The following is a 17,932-nucleotide window of genomic DNA, read 5'->3' as shown; positions in this document are numbered from 1 at the left end:
GCAGGAAGACCTTAGGCGAACTCGACGATCAGCTCGACCTCGACGGGGCTGTCGAGCGGCAGCACCGCGACTCCGACGGCAGAGCGCGCGTGCTTGCCCGCGTCGCCGAAGATCTCGCCGAGCACCTCGGAAGAGCCGTTGATCACGCCGGGCTGGCCGCTGAACGAGGGGTCGGAGGCGACGAAGCCGACGAGCTTGACGATGCGCGTGACCCGGTCGAGCGAGCCGATGGCCGCCTCGACGGCCGCGAGGGCGTTGAGCACGGCGGTGCGCGCGTAGGCTTTGGCGTCCTCTGGCGAGACCTCAGCGCCGACCTTGCCGGTCGCAGGCAGCGCGCCGTCGGTGAAGGGCAGCTGGCCGGCCGTGAAGACGAGGTTGCCGCTCACCACGAACGGCACATACGCGCCGGCCGGTGCGGCGAGGGTCGGAATGGTGAGGCCAAGCTCAGCGAGGCGGTCGGCGATTGCGGTCATCAGGCATCCTTCTCGATGGGTCGTTTCATGTAGGCGACGAGGCCGCCCTCCGGACCGGTGACGACCTGGACGAGCTCCCAGCCCTCCCCGCCCCAGTTGTTCAGAATCGCCGCCGTGTTGTGGATCATCAGCGGCGTTGTCAGGTATTCCCAGTTGGGCATTTGTCGGCTTTCACTCAGCTAGTTGAACAGGCGCTTCGGATACGATGTGGGCATGTCTGCCCAGAATCCTCAGCCCAATGGCGTGATTTCAGCCATCGCTGGAATGCTCGGCTTCAGCGTACTCGCTGGGGTCCTGGTCACCGCAATGGTCACCCCCTCCCTCGCCGTCACCAGCATGGCTGCCAGCAACACCATCGGCATCTTCGACAAGCTCCCCGCCTGGATCGAGATCGGCGAGCAGCCGCAGGAGAACGTCATCTACGCCAAGCGCGGTGATGCGGATGAGCCCATCGCGACCGTCTTCAACCAGAACCGCCAAGAGGTCAAGTGGGATGAGGTGGCCCAGGTCGTCAAGGACGCCGTGGTCGCCGGTGAGGACCGCCGCTTCTACGAGCACGGCGGCGTCGACGTGCAGGGCCTGCTGCGTGCGGCCCTGACCAACACCCTCGCGGGCGGCGTCGAGAGCGGCGCGTCGACCCTGTCGATGCAGCTGGTCAAGAACATCAACATCCAGAAGGCTCTGCAGGCTGACACCGAGGCAGAGCGCAAGGCGGGCGTCAAGGCCGCCCAGGTCTCCACGATCGACCGCAAGCTCAAAGAGATGAAGCTCGCGATCGGCCTTGAGAAGAAGTACACGAAAGACGAGATTCTCCTCGCCTACCTGAACATCGCCGGATTCGGTGGCAACACCTACGGAATCGAAGCGGCAGCACAGCGCTACTACGCGACCTCCGCGGCGGAGCTCACGCTCCCCCAGGCCGCCAGCCTCATCGCGATCGTGCAGCAGCCGACAGCGCGCGCACTCGACGACCCTGCCAAGTACGAGCGCAACCAGGACCGCCGCGACGTCATCCTCAAGAACATGTACGCGGAGAAGATGATCACGAAGGCGGAGCTCGACGAGGCTCTCGCTATTCCGGTCGACGAGACCACGGTCACCCTAGAGACTCCGAAGAACGGCTGCATTGCCGCCTACCCCTACGCCAAGCAGTTCTGCGACTACATCGTCAAGAGCGTGAAAGACCTCACCTCGCTCGGCGACACCGAGGCCCAGCGCCTCGACAACTGGAAGATCGGCGGCTACCACATCTACACGAGCCTCGACCTCGACCTCCAGACCCTCTCGCAGGACACCCTGCAGAAGTACGCAAACCCTGCGGAGACGCGGCTCTCACTCGGTGCGGCATCGTCGATCGTGCAGGTTGGCACCGGCCGCATCATCACGATGGCGCAGAACAAGGGCTTCGACGACAGTGAGGTGGGCGGTGGCATCGCCACCACCGCGCTCAATTTCAACACCGACCGCAACTACGGCGGATCGAGCGGCTTCCAGGTTGGCTCGACCTACAAGGTGTTCACTCTTCTCAACTGGCTCAATGAGGGCCACGGCGTCAACGAGATGGTCAACGCGAGCCCCCGCACAGAGAACCAGTCGTCGTTCACCGATACCTGCACCAACCCCTCCGGCGGAGCGTTCTACGGTGGCCCCTACGGCGGCGTGTACAAGTTCCGCAACTTCGGCAACGAGCAGGGCAGCCGCACGGTCATGGCCGCGACAGCGGCATCGATCAACGGCGCGTACGTCTCGATGGCGATGAAGCTCGACCTCTGCAAGACCAAGGAGATCGCCATGAGTCTCGGCGTTCACCCCGGTATCGAGAAGGACAACCCGAAGACCATCAACTACGTCGAGAACGAGCTGATGTCGAACCCGTCGTCGATTCTTGGAACGAACGACATCGCGCCGCTCACGGTTGCCGCCGCGTACGCCGGCATCGCCAACAACGGCATCTTCTGCAAGCCGCGCGCCGTCGACCGCATCGTCGACTCGCAGGGCAACGAGCTCGCTGGCCAGGCACAGGAGTGCGGCCCCTCGCTCATCTCCGCTGAGGTCGCCGCGGCAGCGATGTACGCCCTCCAGGGCGCCATGAACACCTATGGCGCGAACCCGAAGGACGGCATTCCCCACTTCGGCAAGACCGGTACGACCAACGGCGCGGAGCAGACCTGGGTCGTCAACTCGAGCAGCACGATGACCTCGGTCACCTGGGTCGGCAACATCACGGGCGACTTCGGCATCAACAAGTACCCCAACGGCCCGAACCTGCGGCACATCATCTCGAAGACGATCATGCTGCAGGTCGACGCGAAGTACGGTGGGGCGGCGTTCCCGGCTCCACCACAGCGACTGCTCACCGGAACCGGTGTGACCGTCGACAACGTCATCGGCCAGACGCCGGAGATCGCGAAGTCGATCATCGAGGCGCGCGGGCTCGGCTACGCGGATGGCGGCGAGGTCGACTCCGATCTGCCAGCCGGCCAGATCGCGGCGACAGACCCCGGCGCTGGAAGCGTGGTCGCGAGCGGCATCACCGTCACCGCCTACACCAGCAATGGATCGATGAGCGTCCTCCCCGACGTCGTCTCCGGCAACCCGAGCTTCGGCTCGGCATCGGCGACGCTCAACGGGGCCGGCTTCACCACCGTGACCCAGACCTGCGCTGTCACCGACCAGCCAAGCCTGGTCAACAAGGTCATCTCGAGCGACCCGGCTCCGGGATCTGTCTACAAGCGCACCAGCGAGGTCAAACTCGGTGTCGGTTCCCTCGTCTGCTGAGTCGGTCGCGTGAGTAGCACTCGGGCCAAGGGCGGCGTCGTCGGCGCCGCCCTTGGCGTCGCGCTCGCAGCCGGGGCGGCCGCATTCGCGTGGGGAAGCCTCGTCGAACGGCAGCGCTTCGGCATCCGCCACGAGTTCCTCCCAGTGCTCGAGCCCGGGTCGCGGCAGATCACCGTGCTGCACCTCAGCGACCTCCACATGGCGCCGTGGCAGCGAAACAAGCAGGACTGGGTTCGCTCACTGGCGGCACTGGCGCCCGATCTCATCGTGAACACCGGTGACAACCTCGGGCACAATGACGCCTACGACGCGATCGAGTACGCGCTCGAGCCCTTCGCCGGCATCCCTGGCGTCTGGGTCAACGGATCCAACGACTACTTCGGGCCGACTCCCAAGAACCCGTTGCGGTACTTCTCCAGCCCGTCTCCGCACTCCTTCACCGCCGAGGTGCTCGACACCGCGCGACTCGAGAACTACTTCAGCGATTCCCTCGGTTGGCAGAGCCTCAACAATGCGGCGACATCGCTCAGCATCGGCGACACCGACTTCGAGTTCTTCGGTGTCAACGACGCCCACCGTGACTGGGACAAGCTCGACACCCTGCCCGCGGCCATCGACGTCATGCGCGAGGAGGCCAGCTGGCAGGGCAACCGCGATCGCCCGGTATCGATTGGCGTGACCCACGCTCCGTACCAGCGGGTGCTCAACTCCTTCGTCACGAACGGCGCCGATGTCATCTTCGCCGGGCACACCCACGGGGGGCAGGTGCGCATCCCCGGGCTGCCGGCGCTGGTCACCAACTGCGACATTCCCCGGGAGAAGGCCAGCGGCCTCAGCGTGTGGCACCACGCCCAGCGCGCAGCGCTCCTCAACGTCTCTGCGGGCCTCGGAACCTCCATCTACGCCCCCGTTCGCTTCGCCTGCCCACCGGAGGCAGTGCTTGTGACGCTCACGGCCGGAGATATCGGCTATTCTTGACTCGGCCCTCGGGCCATGGCCTCCGGGCCATCGGGGTGTGGCGCAGTTTGGTAGCGCGCTTCGTTCGGGACGAAGAGGTCGCAGGTTCAAATCCTGTTACCCCGACTCAGGCATGGAAAATGGATCGCCTTCGGGCGGTCCCTTTTTCCATGCCTGCTGGCCGCTGTCATAGCAGGGCCCCACGGCGCCGGTAACGGTGCATTTCGCAATGTGCCTACCTGTCACCCATGATCGACCGCGAGATGTGACGTCCGTGCCCGTGGGACGTACCCCGACTCAAGCAATGACAAAGGGACCGCCGTCTAGGTGGTCCCTTTGTCATTGCTTGCTGGCCGCTGCCCAGGCTTTGTCCCTTAGCGACCCGACCTACGAGAAGTCGACGTCGGGCTCCAGCGAGTCCTTGAACTCGTCGGCTGGCCGCCAGCCGTTGTTGAGCACGCCGCGGCTCTCGTCGAGGTAGCACGCGCCGCACAGCGACTCGTAGCGCGCATCCACTCCCTCGATGGCGACCTGGTCGCCGTCGAAGACGAAGCGGTCGCCGATCTTGCGGGCGTTGAAGACGGCCTTGCGGCCGCAGCGGCAGATGGTCTTGAGCTCCTCGATGGAGTGCGCGACCTCGAGGAGGCGTCGGCTGCCGGGGAACGCGATGGTCTGGAAGTCGGTTCGGATGCCGTAGGCAAGCACCGGCACACCCTCGATGACCGCGATACGCAGCAGGTCGTCGATCTGCCGCTCGCTGAGGAACTGGGCCTCGTCGATGAGCAGGCACGCGACCTCGACACCCGACTGCTTGCGGATCAGCGAGCGCTCCTCCGCGAAGCGCGCGTAGATGTCCTCGTCGGCGCCGATCGTGAAGTCGGTCGGGCGGGTGACGCCGAGACGGGAGTAGATCTCCGAGGCTCCCCTGGTGTCGAGACGCGGCTTTGCCAGCAGCACGCGCAGCCCGCGCTCCTCGTAGTTGTGGGCGGCCTGCAGCAGAGCCGTGCTCTTGCCGCTGTTCATCGCCCCGTACCGGAAGTAAAGCTTGGCCACTAGCGCAGGTATCCATCCTCCGCCGCGCGACGGATCAGTTCTGATTTCTTGCTCGCCGGGCGGTTGGCCTTGGCGTACTTCTCCCGCACGCGCCGCAGGTAGGTCTTAGCCGTCTCGTACTGCACGTTCATCTGGCTGGCGACCTCGACGGTGCTGAAACCCGAGACGTACAGCTTAAGCGCGACAACCTCGCCGGCGCTGAGCTTGGGGCGGGACTGCAGCGTCGCACCGACGGGCAGCGGGCGCCAGTCGCGCTTCGGCGCAGACTCGATGTCGACGCCCATGATGCCGCGCGCGGCATCCATGACCTGCTGCATGGGAAGCGTCTTGGAGAGGAAGGCCGCGGCGCCTGCGTCGAGCGCGCGATCCTGAGACTCGCGCGTGTCGAGACTGGACAGCACGATCACCTTCGCGCCGGCCGCCCGGCAGGTGCGAACGCGTGCCTCAATCGACACCGGCTCCTTGAGCTGGAAGTCGAGGATCACCAGGTCGGTGGGGAAGTTGTCGCTGTGTACGAGCTGCAGCCAGGTGGTGGCGCTGAGAACGAGGTCGAAGTCGGGGGCGTTTGCCGCTATCCAGGTGCCGAGGCTGTCGAGCAGCACCTCGTGGTCGTCGAGGATGGCGAGCCGAATTCGAGCTGGTCCTTCGCGAGTCGGCGAGTCGATGACGGCAACGTCGCCGGTGTCATCGCTGCTCATAGGAAAACCTTACTGTGAGAGCGGAGTCGGAGAACTCGACTCGAAGCTCTGAGAACAGGATTCTCATCACAGCAAAGTAGGGGGCGAACTCCGACCGCACCGCACTGTCGGTCGCGGAGAGGTCGGTGCGCATCAGTGCGCGGCACGTGGTGCCGTCGAGCGAGAGGCTCAGCTCGAAGGTCTCCGGTTCGAAGGCGGGCTGCCCGACGAGGGCGACGATGAGGGCACGAACGGCCGTGCGCTGCTCTGCCGACATGGACGCGGCCAGACGCAGTGGGTCGTCGACGGTCACGCCGCTCTCGATGCCCTGCTCGACGAGCATGTCGAGCCAGCTGCGATCGGCCTCGGCGACCATGATCGATCGCACAGCATCAGAGATGGCGCGTGCCCGCTCCCTGTCTGCCGGGCCGATCGTGCCGCGCTGCAGCACCTCGGCGAAGAACGGTACGACGTCTTGGTTGAGGATGGTGACGCGGTCCTGCTGGACGGAGCGGGCTATCCATCCCGAATTCTCGTCGCTGAACACCGTGGCAGCGCGACGAGCGCGAAGGCGCCAGCCCTCGATGCCGTCGATGAGCAATTGGCCGAAGGCCGCGGATGCGAGCGAGAGCGAGAGCACCGGTGTCATGGCGACGATCGAGTAGACGATCGGGGGCGCGGCGGTGACGAGAGAGCGGTCTTGGGTGAGTGCGACGACCCCGACCAGCAGCGAAAGCGCGAGACCGGTCGAGGCGATCTCCTTGGGAGGTCGGTACTGCGACAGCGACAGCAGCACGAAGCCGATCGTGATCGGCCCCCAGTCGTCGCGGATGTAGCTGTTGCTCTCCCACATCGAGAAGGCGTTGAGCAGGTAGGCGAGCGTCGCGAGACCCGTGACGATGGAGTGCCTCAGCAGGGTGAACGGTGCCCGCAGCGGGCTCGACGCGTAGTCGAGTGCGACGCAGCTGAGCACGATGGCGACAAGGGCGGCGATCGCGAGCGGCCAGCTGTCGACATCCTCCCGGTTGAACCACGTGGATGCCGCCGCGAATACCGGGATGAGGATGGCAGCCGCGATCGTGATCGGTCGTCCGGTGAGAGCGCCAAGCGGGTCGAGCTGCTGGAACGCGCGTTCGATGGTGCTCACTGGCGCTCCTCCCCCTCGTCGGCGCCCCGCACGACAACCTCCGGCTCGAGCGCCGGCACGCGGATCATCACGGAGGTGCCCCTGCCCGGGGTCGACCAGACCTGCACGGTGCCGCCGACATTCTCGATGCGGCGGCGAACCGACTGGCGGAGGCCGAGACGGTCGGCGCCGGTCTCCGCCTCCGAGAAACCAGCCCCGGCGTCGATCACCATCACCGACACCTCGCGCTCGGAGCCGTAGACCACGAGTTCTGCATGGGCGGTGCCGGAGTGCTTGAGCACATTGACGAGGCACTGCTTGGCGGCGAGGGCGACAGCGGTCGAGCGCTCCACGCCGAGCCGTGTCACGGCGGCGACCTCGCCGCTCACCTGCACGTCGAGGCCGAGCTGCCGCACGTCGTCGATGGCGCGGTAGAGACGGCTCTGCACCCATTCGGTTCGCGCGTCGTCGTGTACGCCGGGATCGGCATCCAGCAGCCACTCCTCGCCGATGAGCACCTCGAGGTCGCGCTCGACCTGGCTTCGGAGGTTCGGCTGCAACTCGCCGTCCTGCGCGTTCGCAATGGCGGCGAGATGGTTGAGCACGGTGTCGTGCATGACCGCCGCGGCCTTGGTCTCGATGCGGTAGCGCATCGCCGAGAGCTGCTCGTCACGGGCGGCTCGGTGGAGGCTCGGCTGAGCGTTGCGCCGAGCGGAGCGACCGGCGGCCAGTCCGGCCTGCAGCGCGACGAAGATGATGATGGCAGCCACGGCCGTGAAGTCGAAGGCGAAGCCACCGCCGGTCTGCCACGATGCGATCGCTGTCGCCGACCCGGCGAGCGCGAAACCGCCCACGCTCCACAGGATGCCGCTGAGGGTCGTCACCCCGGCTCCCCCGACCATGATGACAGCGACCTTCGCCATCGACAGCACGAAGGTGTCGGAGCGTGTGTCGCCAGGAAACTGGGTCATGGCGATGAGGGTGATCCAGTAGACGCACAGGGGGCCGACGATCAGGTAGACGACAGAGGCGAGCACCGTTCGGTTGCGGTCGACGAACCAGAGCACCGCGAACATGACCCCGAAGGCGATGAGGGCCGGCCAGAGCACCCGGTTGAGCAGCTGGGCCTGCAGAGCCAGCGTGACGAGCGCACCGGCGCCGATGCAGACGAAGCCGACGACGTGGGCGGCGCGGACAAGACCCCTGCGCAGGTGGTGCGGTACCAGGTGGACGGGAAGGCCGAGGGACATGTGCTCCGCTCCTTCCTCTCTGTACCCGAGACTATGTCAGCCGACGGTCCGCGGATTCCCCCAATTCGGGCCGGGTGAACGGTACAGCACGAACGGCCCTGCGAGCCAGCACGGCACGGGCTAGCGGTTGATGCGAAGGGAGGCCGCTGTGCTCGTCATGATGGCATCGGCTGCCGCCGGGTCGTCGGAGAGGAGGGTGCCGTAGCTCGGCACCATCGCCGACAGGCCGGCGCGCCACGCGTCGAGCCTCTCGGGGAAGCACTTCTCGATGAGGCCGATCATGATCGGCACAGCGGTGGATGCTCCGGGGCTGGCCCCGAGGAGCCCGGCGATGCTGCCGTCGGCCGACGCGACCACCTCTGTGCCGAACTGCAGCACGCCGAGCTTCTTGGCATCCTTCTTGATGACCTGCACCCGCTGGCCGGCCGTGATGCGGTACCAGTCCTTGGGATCGGCACCGGGGAAGAACTCCTCCAGCGCCTCGAACTTGGTCTCCTTGCGAGCCAGGAGCTGGCCGACGAGGTAGCGCACCAGGCCGAGGTTGCCGAGGCCCGCAGCGACCATCGGCACGAGGTTGTGCCAGCGGATGGATGCGAACAGGTCGAACCACGACCCCCGCTTGAGGAACTTGGGGCTGAAGCCCGCATACGGCCCGAACATGAGGCTCGGCACACCGTCGACGACGCGACGATCGAGGTGCGGCACCGACATCGGCGGGGAGCCGACCGCGGCCTTGCCGTAGACCTTCGCGACGTGCTTGGCGACGATCGCCGCGTTGTCGGTGCGCAGGAACTCGCCGCTGACGGGGAATCCCCCGAAGCCGCGGATCTCCTTGATGCCTGACTTCTGCAGCAGGTTGAGGGCGTGGCCACCCGCGCCAACGAAGACGAAGCGCGCGTAGGCCACGAACGGCGTCTGGCCGACCTCGCGGCGGTAGCTGATGCGCCACAGGCCGTTGCGGGTGCGCGTGAGGTTGGTGACCCGGGAGTCGAGGTCGAGCTGCGCTCCTCGATCGGTCAGGATGCCGAACAGCAGCCGCGTGAGCGCCCCGAAGTCGACGTCGGTGCCGGCCGCGATCCGCGTGGCGGCGATCGGCTGGCTCTTGGCCCGACCGGGGATGAGCAGCGGTGCCCACGAGCGAATCGTCTCTGCATCGGAGCTGAACTCGAGTCCGGCGAACAGCGGGTGGTCTTTGAGGGCCTCCCAGCGCAGGCGCAGGTACTCCACGTTCTCTGCTCCCCACACGAAGCTCATGTGCGGCGTCGCGTTGATGAAGCTCTGGGGCTCTGGCAGCAGGCCCCGCTCGACGATGTGGGCCCAGAACTGGCGGGAGACCTGAAACTGCTCGTTGACCTTAACGGCGCTGGTGATGTCGATTGACCCGTCGGCCCGCTGCGGGGTGTAGTTGAGCTCGCACAGGGCGGAGTGGCCGGTGCCCGCGTTGTTCCACGGGTTCGAGCTCTCGAGGGCGCTCGAGTCGAGCTTCTCGAACACTCGGATCTGCCAGCTCGGCTCGAGCTCCGACAGGAGCGTACCGAGCGTTGCGCTCATGACACCACCGCCGATCAGGGCGACATCGACCGCGGATTCTTCGGAGTTCACCCCTCCAGCTTAGGCGGGCTTGATGCGCCCGTAGCCCGCGGTCGACGGGGTGGAGGGTGCGTCATTCGCGACGTCAGAGTCCGATCGCTTCGAGTTCGGCATCCATTCGCGCTGCCATCTCGGCGTAGCCGTCGTCGTTCGGGTGCAGGCCGTCGCGCGCCATCCACTCCGGGTGTCCCTCGATCCAGTGCGAGGCTCCCGGGATGTAGTCGACGTCGATTGCCGCGGCCGCGTCACGCACCCACCCGATGATGACCTCGACGGATTCCGGTCGCTCGTCGGTGTACCAGAACGGCTCGACGACGACGAAGCGCGCCTCCGGCAGCTCGTTGTTCAGGCGGGTGAGATCGGTGGTGATCTGGGCCTTGATCTCGGCGCTTGCGGCATCGAAGCTGAAGTTGTCGTTGAGCCCCATCGTCACGAAGACGATGTCGGGGCGCGCCGCGATGATCGTCGCGGGCAGGTCTTTGTCATACCGGTTGTTGATGAAGCCGAGTCCGTTGACGCTCGGGTTCACCTCGACCCAGCCTCGCTGCCTGCTGACGATGGTCGACCACCTCTTGCTCTGGTCGGTCGAGCCGGTGCCGAGAGTGTACGAGTCGCCGTAGAACGCGACAACGGGGCCATCGGGCGGAGTCTGCCCCCGCGGAACCAGCACAGCCACGAAGCCTCCGATCACAAGGAGCCCGATCACGGGCAGGATCCAGCGTCTCATGTCGACTATTCGACACCCTGCCGTCGTGCGGTGGGTGCTAGGCCGTGACGCTCAGGTCGGCCGCCACGAGCTCTGCGATCTGCACGGCGTTGAGTGCAGCGCCCTTGCGGAGGTTGTCGTTGCTGATGAAGAGCGCGAGGCCGCGGTTGTTCGGCACCCCCTCGTCTTGACGGATGCGGCCGACGTACGACGGGTCCTGGCCTGCAGCCTCGAGCGGCGTCGGCACCTCGGTCAGCGCAACGCCGGGAGCGTCGGCAAGCAGCTCCTTGGCGCGCTCCACGGTCAGCGACTCGGCGAACTCCGCGTTGATCGCCAGCGAGTGGCCGGTGAAGACCGGAACGCGAACGCAGATGCCGGAGACGAGCAGCTCTGGCAGCTCGAGGATCTTGCGGCTCTCGTTGCGCAGCTTCTTCTCCTCGTCGGTCTCGAAGAGCCCGTCGTCGACGAAGCTGCCAGCCTGCGGGATGACGTCGAAGGCGATCGTCTTCGGGAACGCGGATGCCGGCGGGAAGTCGACGGCGGATCCGTCGTGCACGAGAGCGAGGGCGTCACCGGCCACCGCGACGCGGGCCTGCGCGAGCAGCTCCTCGCCGCCCTTGAGGCCCGCACCGCTCACCGCCTGGTACGTCGAGACGATGAGTCGCTGCAGTCCTGCCTCGGCGTGCAGCACCTTGAGCACGGGCATGGCGGCCATGGTCGTGCAGTTCGGGTTCGCGATGATGCCCTTGACCGCCTGCTTGATGGCGTGCGGGTTGACCTCGGAGACGACAAGCGGCACGTCTGGGTCCATGCGGAAGCCGCTGGAGTTGTCGATGACGAGCACGCCGGCAGCGGCGAAGCGTGGGGCCTGCGCCTTGCTGGTCGTGGCTCCGGCGCTGAAGATCGCGATGTCGAGGCCCGTGGGGTCTGCGGTCTCTGCGTCTTCGACCACGACATCCTCGCCCTTCCACGGAAGCGTGGTGCCCGCGCTGCGCGCAGAGGCGAAGTAGCGAATCTCGGCAACCGGGAAGTCGCGCTCCTCGAGGAGGCGGCGCACGACGGCGCCAACCTGGCCGGTGGCGCCAACGACGCCGATGCGTACTCCTGCAGTGCTCATGGTGATCCGCTCGTGATTCAGGCTTTCGGGACACCCAAGTCTATTCTGAACGCGTGACCGACGACCCGACGCCCGCGACCACCGGCGACGCAAACCTGCCAAATCCGCTCACTGGAGTGCGCTGGGGGCTCTGGGAGGTGGCCGCCGGCCTCGTGGTCTTCCTCACCCTGCTCGCCGGCATCAGCATCCTCGCCGCCGCGACGCCCCTGCGGGATGCGGTGCTCGCCAACCTCGAACTCGTCGGCTTCGTCGCCTCGATCGTCGCCTACGGCGGCCTCGTCATCGTCATCGTCATCGCATCCCGCCGACTCGGCCTCGGCAGCCTCGGCGCGGACTTCGGACTGCGCTTCCGCCCGATCGACGTGCTCATCGGCCTCGGCATCGGCATCCTCGGCCGCATCGTCACCGTGCTGCTGACGGTCGTCACCATCTCAGCGACCGGCTACACGCCGCCCCGCGGCAACTTCGTGCTCGCGGGTGAGCCACTGTGGATCGTGCTCAACGGCTTCGTCATCGCCGCCCTCGTCGCACCGGTCGTTGAGGAGCTGTTCTTCCGCGGCCTCTTCCTTCGCGCGGTGCGCAACCGTGTGCTGCGACGAAGCGGACACACGCAACCGGATGCCGCAAGCCAGAAGCGCGCGGCGACCGTCGCCATCCTGGTGAGCTCCCTCACATTCATGGCGCTGCACCTGTATCAGGCAGACAGCTGGACGCTCTTCATCATCCTCGGCGGCTCGACGCTGTTCGTCGGCGTTCTCAACGGTCTCGTCGCGCTGCGCACGAACCGCATCGGCGGTGCCGTCATCGGCCACATGGTCTTCAACGGCAGCGCCGTGCTGCTGTCGCTCGCGGCGACCCAGGCCTAGGCGTGCGGGTTCTCATCGACCTCGACGACACCCTTGTCGACCGCACGGGCGCCTTCCGCCGGTGGGCGGACGGCTTCGTCGCAGAGAACCCCGATTCCGGCGAGGCGGCGGATGCCGCGTGGCTCGTGGACGCCGACGGTGACGGCTGCACGCCGCGCGCAGGGCTCGCCCGATCCATCATCGACCGCTTCGGCCTCACCGTCTCGGCCGAATCGCTCGTCGAGCGCCTGCTGTTCGAGCACGTGCGCTTCGTGCAGCCGTACCCCGGGGTCCGAACCGGGTGATTGAAGGCCAGAAATGGCCTTCAAACTAACGCCCCCTTCGGGCGGGACGCCCTCGGGAACGTGCCGCGAAACGGCCAGAAATGGCCGTTTCTCCTAGCGGCCCGTTCCCCCATGCACCTGGGCGACCTCGTCGGCGTCGAGGCCGAACGCTGAGTGCACGACGCGAACGGCATCGTTGATGGTGTCGGCGCGGGTGACGACCGAGATACGGATCTCCGAGGTCGAGATCATCTCGATGTTGATACCGGCCTCGTAGAGCGCCGTGAAGAGCTTCGCGGTGACGCCGGCGCTCGAGCGCATGCCGGCGCCGACGACGGCGAGCTTGCCGATCTGGTCGTCGTGCTGAAGGGAGTCGAAGCCCACCTCGTCTTGCGCCGCGAGGAGCGCGGACATGGCGGCGGCGGCCTCCGGCTTGGGGAGGGTGAACGAGATGTCGGTGCGACCGGTCGAGACGTTCGACACGTTCTGCACGATCATGTCGATGTTCGCGTTGGTGTCGGCGACGATGGTGAAGATGCGCGCCGCCTTGCCGGGGATGTCGGGCACACCGACGACGGTGACCTTCGCCTCGTTGAGGTCTGCTGCGACACCGGTGATGATCGGCTCTTCCACGTTCTCTCCATCCCTAGAACTGACGACTAGCGTGCCCTCGTTGTTGTTGAACGACGAGCGCACGTGCAGCACCACCCCGTGGCGCCTGGCGTACTCGACGGCCCTGATATACAGCACCTTGGCTCCCGCAGCAGCCAGCTCGAGCATCTCCTCGCTCGTGATCTTCTCGATCTTGCGGGCGAGCGGCACGACGCGGGGGTCGGCGGTGAAGACGCCGTCGACATCGGTGTAGATCTCGCAGACGTCGGCGTCGAGGGCTGCCGCGAGGGCGACGGCGGTGGTGTCGGATCCACCGCGGCCGAGCGTCGTGATGTCGCCGGTGCCACGGTTGAAACCCTGGAAGCCGGCGACGATCGCGATGGCCCCCTCATCCAGTGCCTCGCGCACCCGGCGCGGGGTCACGTCGACGATGCGGGCGGAGCCGTGCTGGGCATCGGTGATCATGCCGGCCTGGCTGCCGGTATAGCTGCGGGCCTCGACGCCGAGGCTCTTGATGGCCATGGCGAGCAGGGCCATCGAGATGCGCTCGCCGGCGCTCAGCAGCATGTCGAGCTCTCGGCCGCTCGTGATCGGCACGACCTGCTCTGCGAGGTCGAGCAGGTTGTCGGTCGTGTCGCCCATGGCGCTGACGACGACAACGACCTCGTGACCGGCCTTGCGCGTCTCGACGATGCGCTTGGCGACGCGCTTGAGCCCCTCGGCGTCGGCGACCGATGATCCGCCGTACTTCTGCACGATCAAGCTCACGGGTGGCTCCTGGGTGATCTCTGCTGGATGCTGGGCGCGACTGGCCCAAGGAGAAATCCTATCCCTCCGTCGCCGCACGTTACCGCCGGGCGTATGCCGGCCGAGGCATGCGACGTACCATCGACAGGTGAGCACAATCGTCGCCAACGCCGCCATGCAGCCGTGGCTCGACGACGCACTGCGCTACCCGCGCTCGATTCCCGCGGCCATGCGCTCGATGCTGGCTGCCGGCTACACAGAGGAGGGCGGCGCCCGGTACTTCACCGCGCTGCGTGGCGAGGTATCCAGCGACCTGACGACTATGCTCGCGACGGTCGTCGAGCGCGAGGGATTCATCAACACGATCCAACTCGGCGGGCTCAAGCCCACCAAGCGGCTCGACGACAGTACGCCGGAGTGGGCATACGAGTGTGTCGCGATCGGCATCGCCCTCGGCGAGGCCGTGCTCGCGCAGCACGATGTCGTCGTCACGATCTCGCTCGACGTCGGCGAAGAGGTCGAGTACCCCTCGAGCACCTTCCGCTTCACCACCGACGACTGGCTCGGCGACATCGACGCCTACGAGCAGGGTGTGCTCGTGATGCGGCGCGACCCCTAGTTCTCGACGAGCCGACGGCCCTCGAAAGCACGACCGAGGGTCACCTCGTCGGCGTACTCGAGGTCGCCGCCGACAGGAAGACCGGATGCGAGGCGCGTGACCCGCAGGCCCGGCTGCACCAGCAGGCGGGTCAGGTACGTCGCCGTCGCCTCCCCCTCGAGGTTCGGGTCGGTCGCGATGATGACCTCGGTCACCGTTCCGTCGGCGAGACGGGTGAGCAGCTGGCGGATGCGCAGGTCGTCAGGGCCGACGCCGTCGATCGGCGAGATGGCGCCGCCGAGCACGTGGTAGAGGCCCTTGAACTCGCGGGTCCTCTCGACAGCCGCGACATCCTTCGCCTCCTCGACGACGCAGATGGTTGCCGGTGAGCGACGTGGGTCACGGCAGATGGAGCACTGCTCCTGCTCTGTCACGTTGCCGCAGATGGAGCAGAAGTGCACCTTCTCTCGCACCTCGGTGAGCACCTCGGCGAGGCGTGTCACGTCGACACTCTCGGTCTGCAGGATGTGGAAGGCGATGCGCTGCGCCGACTTCGGGCCGATGCCCGGCAGACGGCCGAGCTCGTCGATGAGCTCCTGGACGATTCCCTCGTACATCAGTCGTCCTGGGGGCGCGGCACGACGCGGGGCGTCAGAGGCTGCTCTTCGATGAACGTGGCGTTGAGCACCTCACGCACGACCGACTCGCCGTAGCGGTTGTCGGTCGGCGCCTTCGGCTGGGTGACCTGCGAGGGGCGCTGCGTGCGCTGCACGGCGACGGGCTCGGACTCTGGGATGCTCGCAACAGCCCAGCCGCCTGGCTCGATCTCCGGCTCGGTGATAGGCGGGGGCGTCTGCTCTGGAGCCGCGTTCTCGACCCTGGCGATGAACTTGACCCGCAGGCCGAGCACCTGCAGGATCGCCGACCGCAGCTGCTCGCTCACGCTGTCGGTGCCGGGGGTCGCCTGCTTGAAGTTGTTGGCGTCGATCTCGCTGACGAAGCTCACCGTGAGCACGTCTGCGTTGAGCGCCCGTGCCTGTGCTGTCTGCAGCACGACCCACGCACTCATCTTGGAGTTCTCGACGACCTCGAGGATCTCTGGCCACGAGTCACGCATCTGCTGGAGGGTAACCGGCGCACCCGGGGACGCCGCGATGACCGGGGACTCCGGAACAACGGTCGCGTCGGGCGAGGTCGGCTGCGGGGCCCTCGACGTGACCTCCTCGATGACCTTCTCCTCGACGACGATAGGCGCGGTCGCGGCGATGGGCGGTTCGGCGGGCCTCTCGACCGGCTTCTCGACCTGCCGCTCGACCGGCCTCTCGACCTGCCGCTCGACCGGGCGTTCTGCCGGACGCTCTGCCCGAGGCACGTCTGCAGGAGCCGCCACCCCGACCCGGCGCTCCAGTCTCTCGACGCGGGCGAGCGCACCGCGCTCCGACTCGTCGCTCGCCGGCACGAGGATGCGCGCGACCATGAGCTCGAGGTGGAGGCGAGGAGATGTCGCACCGGTCATCTCGGTCAGCGCGGCGTTGACGACATCTGCGGCACGCGACAGCTCCGCCTGGCCGAAGGAGATCGCCTGGCCGGACATGCGCTCGAGCTGGTCGTGCGGGATACCGCGCAGCACCGCGCTCGCGCGATCGGCCGTCGCGGCGACGATGATGAGGTCGCGAAGGCGCTCAAGCAGGTCTTCGACGAAGCGACGCGGATCCTGGCCGGTCTGGATGACGCGGTCGACCGCCCCGAAGACGGCGCCGGCGTCGTGGGCGCCCATGGCATCCACGATCTCGTCGAGAAGGGCGCCGTGGGTGTAGCCGAGCAGGGCGACGGCCCGCTCGTACTCGACATTCGCACCCTCACTGCCCGCGATGAGCTGGTCGAGGAGCGACAGGGTGTCGCGCACCGAGCCGCCGCCAGCACGAACGACGAGCGGCAGCACGCCGGGGGCGACCGTCACCGACTCCTGCTCGCAGAGCTGCTGCACGTACTCCAGCATCTGGGCGGGAGGGACCAGCCGGAAGGGGTAGTGGTGGGTGCGCGACCGGATGGTGCCGATGACCTTCTCCGGCTCGGTCGTCGCGAAGATGAACTTGACGTGCTCCGGCGGCTCCTCGACGATCTTCAGGAGCGCGTTGAAGCCCTGCGGCGTCACCATGTGCGCCTCGTCGAGGATGAAGATCTTGAAGCGGTCGCGAGCCGGGGCGAACACGGCACGCTCGCGGAGGTCGCGGGCATCCTCGACGCCGTTGTGGCTCGCCGCGTCGATCTCGACGACATCGAGCGAGCCGGAGCCGTCGCGGCTGAGCTCGACGCAGGAGTCGCAGACGCCGCACGGGGTGTCGGTCGGGCCCTCTGCGCAGTTGAGGCAGCGGGCGAGGATGCGCGCGCTCGTCGTCTTGCCGCAGCCGCGGGGGCCGCTGAACAGGTAGGCGTGGTTGACCCGGTCGGTGCGCAGTGCGGTGCGCAGCGGATCGGTCACCTGCGACTGCCCGATCAGCTCGGCGAACGTCTCGGGCCGGTAGCGGCGATAGAGGGCAGTGACCACCTCCCAAGAGTAGCCGTCGCCGCCGACGTGCGGTCAGCCTCCGAGCTCGTAGAGCAGGAACGCGGTGAGAAAACCGAGGGCGACGATGATGCCGGTGACGGCACGATCGCGTTCGAACGCCTCGGGGATCATCGTGTTGGCCACCATCGCGAGGATTCCGCCGGCCGCGATGGTCTGCACGAAGGCGGCCACGCCCGTCGGAGCGTTGTCGAGCAGCAGCACACCGGCGAGCGAGGCAACGGCGGAGGCCGCGGCGATCGACCCCCACATGGTGAAGACGAAGCGAGCAGACCGGCCACTCGCCTTGAGCCCGACAGAGCTCGACAGCCCCTCTGGGATGTTGGAGATCGCGATCGCCACGAGGACGGGGATGCTCAGCGATCCACCGGCGGCTACGCTCAGGCCGAGGGCGAGGGATTCCGGCACACCGTCGATGAGCGCCCAGACCGCGAGACTCACGCCGCTCGTCTCACCCTCCCGCTCTGGAGCCTGGCTCATTCGCGAGTGTCCGCCGCCACGATGCGACACCAGATAGTCGGCACCGACGTAGAGAAGGGCGCCGGTGAGGAAG

Annotated in this window: 18 protein-coding genes and 1 tRNA gene; 6 read left to right on the top strand and 13 right to left on the bottom strand. The window is 67.1% G+C overall.

The features are described from left to right. Positions 1–11: 11 nt before the first annotated feature. Both AC14A7_RS03920 and sp36 read right to left on the bottom strand, forming a co-directional pair. Entirely contained in the window at positions 12–473 is a 462-nt protein-coding gene (locus AC14A7_RS03920; RefSeq protein WP_484006580.1) for a RidA family protein, read from the bottom strand. Further along, entirely contained in the window at positions 473–634 is a 162-nt protein-coding gene (gene sp36, locus AC14A7_RS03915) for a Sp36 family protein (RefSeq protein ID WP_484006579.1), read from the bottom strand. The genes AC14A7_RS03920 and sp36 overlap by 1 nt, the downstream gene beginning before the upstream one ends. Before the next feature lie 52 nt (positions 635–686). Between sp36 and AC14A7_RS03910 the strand changes: the two genes are divergently transcribed. The 3 genes from AC14A7_RS03910 (at position 687) to AC14A7_RS03900 (ending at position 4,334) form a co-directional block, all read left to right on the top strand. Then, positions 687–3,251 carry a transglycosylase domain-containing protein gene (locus tag AC14A7_RS03910; protein ID WP_484006578.1) on the top strand — a complete coding sequence of 855 codons (2,565 nt, stop codon included), beginning with the start codon at positions 687–689 and terminating at the stop codon, positions 3,249–3,251. A 9-nt stretch (positions 3,252–3,260) separates the two neighbouring features. After that, the gene (locus tag AC14A7_RS03905) at positions 3,261–4,229 is read left to right on the top strand and encodes a metallophosphoesterase (RefSeq protein ID WP_484006577.1); all 969 of its coding nucleotides are present in this window, start codon (positions 3,261–3,263) and stop codon (positions 4,227–4,229) included. Between the two features lie 31 nt (positions 4,230–4,260). After that, a tRNA-Pro gene (locus AC14A7_RS03900) sits at positions 4,261–4,334 on the top strand. A gap of 261 nt (positions 4,335–4,595) precedes the next feature. Here the strand turns inward: AC14A7_RS03900 and AC14A7_RS03895 are convergent. The 7 genes from AC14A7_RS03895 to AC14A7_RS03865 form a co-directional block, all read right to left on the bottom strand. Further along, positions 4,596–5,261 (bottom strand): thymidine kinase, encoded by a 666-nt coding sequence (locus tag AC14A7_RS03895; RefSeq protein WP_484006576.1) that lies wholly within the window; start codon positions 5,259–5,261, stop codon positions 4,596–4,598. Further along, positions 5,261–5,959, bottom strand: a complete 699-nt coding sequence (locus AC14A7_RS03890) for a response regulator (RefSeq protein ID WP_484006575.1) — start codon at positions 5,957–5,959, stop codon at positions 5,261–5,263. The genes AC14A7_RS03895 and AC14A7_RS03890 overlap by 1 nt, the downstream gene beginning before the upstream one ends. Further along, complete coding sequence (locus tag AC14A7_RS03885) at positions 5,946–7,085, bottom strand: hypothetical protein (protein ID WP_484006574.1); 1,140 nt, start codon at positions 7,083–7,085, stop codon at positions 5,946–5,948. Before AC14A7_RS03885 ends, AC14A7_RS03890 begins: the two co-directional genes overlap by 14 nt. After that, positions 7,082–8,314 (bottom strand): sensor histidine kinase, encoded by a 1,233-nt coding sequence (locus tag AC14A7_RS03880; protein ID WP_484006573.1) that lies wholly within the window; start codon positions 8,312–8,314, stop codon positions 7,082–7,084. Before AC14A7_RS03880 ends, AC14A7_RS03885 begins: the two co-directional genes overlap by 4 nt. Positions 8,315–8,434: 120 nt before the next feature. Continuing rightward, entirely contained in the window at positions 8,435–9,916 is a 1,482-nt protein-coding gene (locus tag AC14A7_RS03875; RefSeq protein WP_484006572.1) for a malate:quinone oxidoreductase, read from the bottom strand. A 73-nt stretch (positions 9,917–9,989) separates the two neighbouring features. Beyond that, positions 9,990–10,631 (bottom strand): SGNH/GDSL hydrolase family protein, encoded by a 642-nt coding sequence (locus tag AC14A7_RS03870; protein ID WP_484006571.1) that lies wholly within the window; start codon positions 10,629–10,631, stop codon positions 9,990–9,992. Positions 10,632–10,668: 37 nt separating this feature from the next. After that, entirely contained in the window at positions 10,669–11,727 is a 1,059-nt protein-coding gene (locus AC14A7_RS03865) for an aspartate-semialdehyde dehydrogenase (protein WP_484006570.1), read from the bottom strand. Positions 11,728–11,780: 53 nt separating this feature from the next. On the opposite strand from AC14A7_RS03865, the gene AC14A7_RS03860 reads away from it, so the two are divergent. After that, positions 11,781–12,593: a lysostaphin resistance A-like protein gene (locus AC14A7_RS03860; RefSeq protein ID WP_484006569.1), complete on the top strand. Its 813-nt coding sequence runs from the start codon at positions 11,781–11,783 to the stop codon at positions 12,591–12,593. 2 nt (positions 12,594–12,595) lie between these two features. Continuing rightward, positions 12,596–12,877, top strand: a complete 282-nt coding sequence (locus AC14A7_RS03855; RefSeq protein ID WP_484006568.1) for an HAD family hydrolase — start codon at positions 12,596–12,598, stop codon at positions 12,875–12,877. 93 nt (positions 12,878–12,970) lie between these two features. Here the strand turns inward: AC14A7_RS03855 and AC14A7_RS03850 are convergent, their stop codons facing one another. Then, entirely contained in the window at positions 12,971–14,236 is a 1,266-nt protein-coding gene (locus AC14A7_RS03850; protein ID WP_484006567.1) for an aspartate kinase, read from the bottom strand. 127 nt (positions 14,237–14,363) lie between these two features. Here AC14A7_RS03850 and AC14A7_RS03845 point away from each other — a divergent pair, with 127 nt between their 5' ends. Next, positions 14,364–14,834: a hypothetical protein gene (locus tag AC14A7_RS03845; RefSeq protein WP_484006566.1), complete on the top strand. Its 471-nt coding sequence runs from the start codon at positions 14,364–14,366 to the stop codon at positions 14,832–14,834. Here the strand turns inward: AC14A7_RS03845 and recR are convergent. The 3 genes from recR to AC14A7_RS03830 form a co-directional block, all read right to left on the bottom strand. Next, complete coding sequence (gene recR, locus AC14A7_RS03840; RefSeq protein WP_484006565.1) at positions 14,831–15,430, bottom strand: recombination mediator RecR; 600 nt, start codon at positions 15,428–15,430, stop codon at positions 14,831–14,833. The genes AC14A7_RS03845 and recR overlap by 4 nt on opposite strands. Then, positions 15,430–17,361 (bottom strand): DNA polymerase III subunit gamma and tau, encoded by a 1,932-nt coding sequence (locus AC14A7_RS03835; protein ID WP_484006564.1) that lies wholly within the window; start codon positions 17,359–17,361, stop codon positions 15,430–15,432. The genes recR and AC14A7_RS03835 overlap by 1 nt, the downstream gene beginning before the upstream one ends. A gap of 33 nt (positions 17,362–17,394) precedes the next feature. Beyond that, positions 17,395–17,932: ZIP family metal transporter (locus AC14A7_RS03830; protein ID WP_484006563.1), on the bottom strand; the 538-nt coding region annotated here is incomplete at its 5' end.

The sequence above is a fragment of the Conyzicola sp. genome (assembly GCF_057073975.1).
Note: the sequence above shows the minus strand (reverse complement) of the source record. Positions and strands in the feature narration are given on the sequence as shown.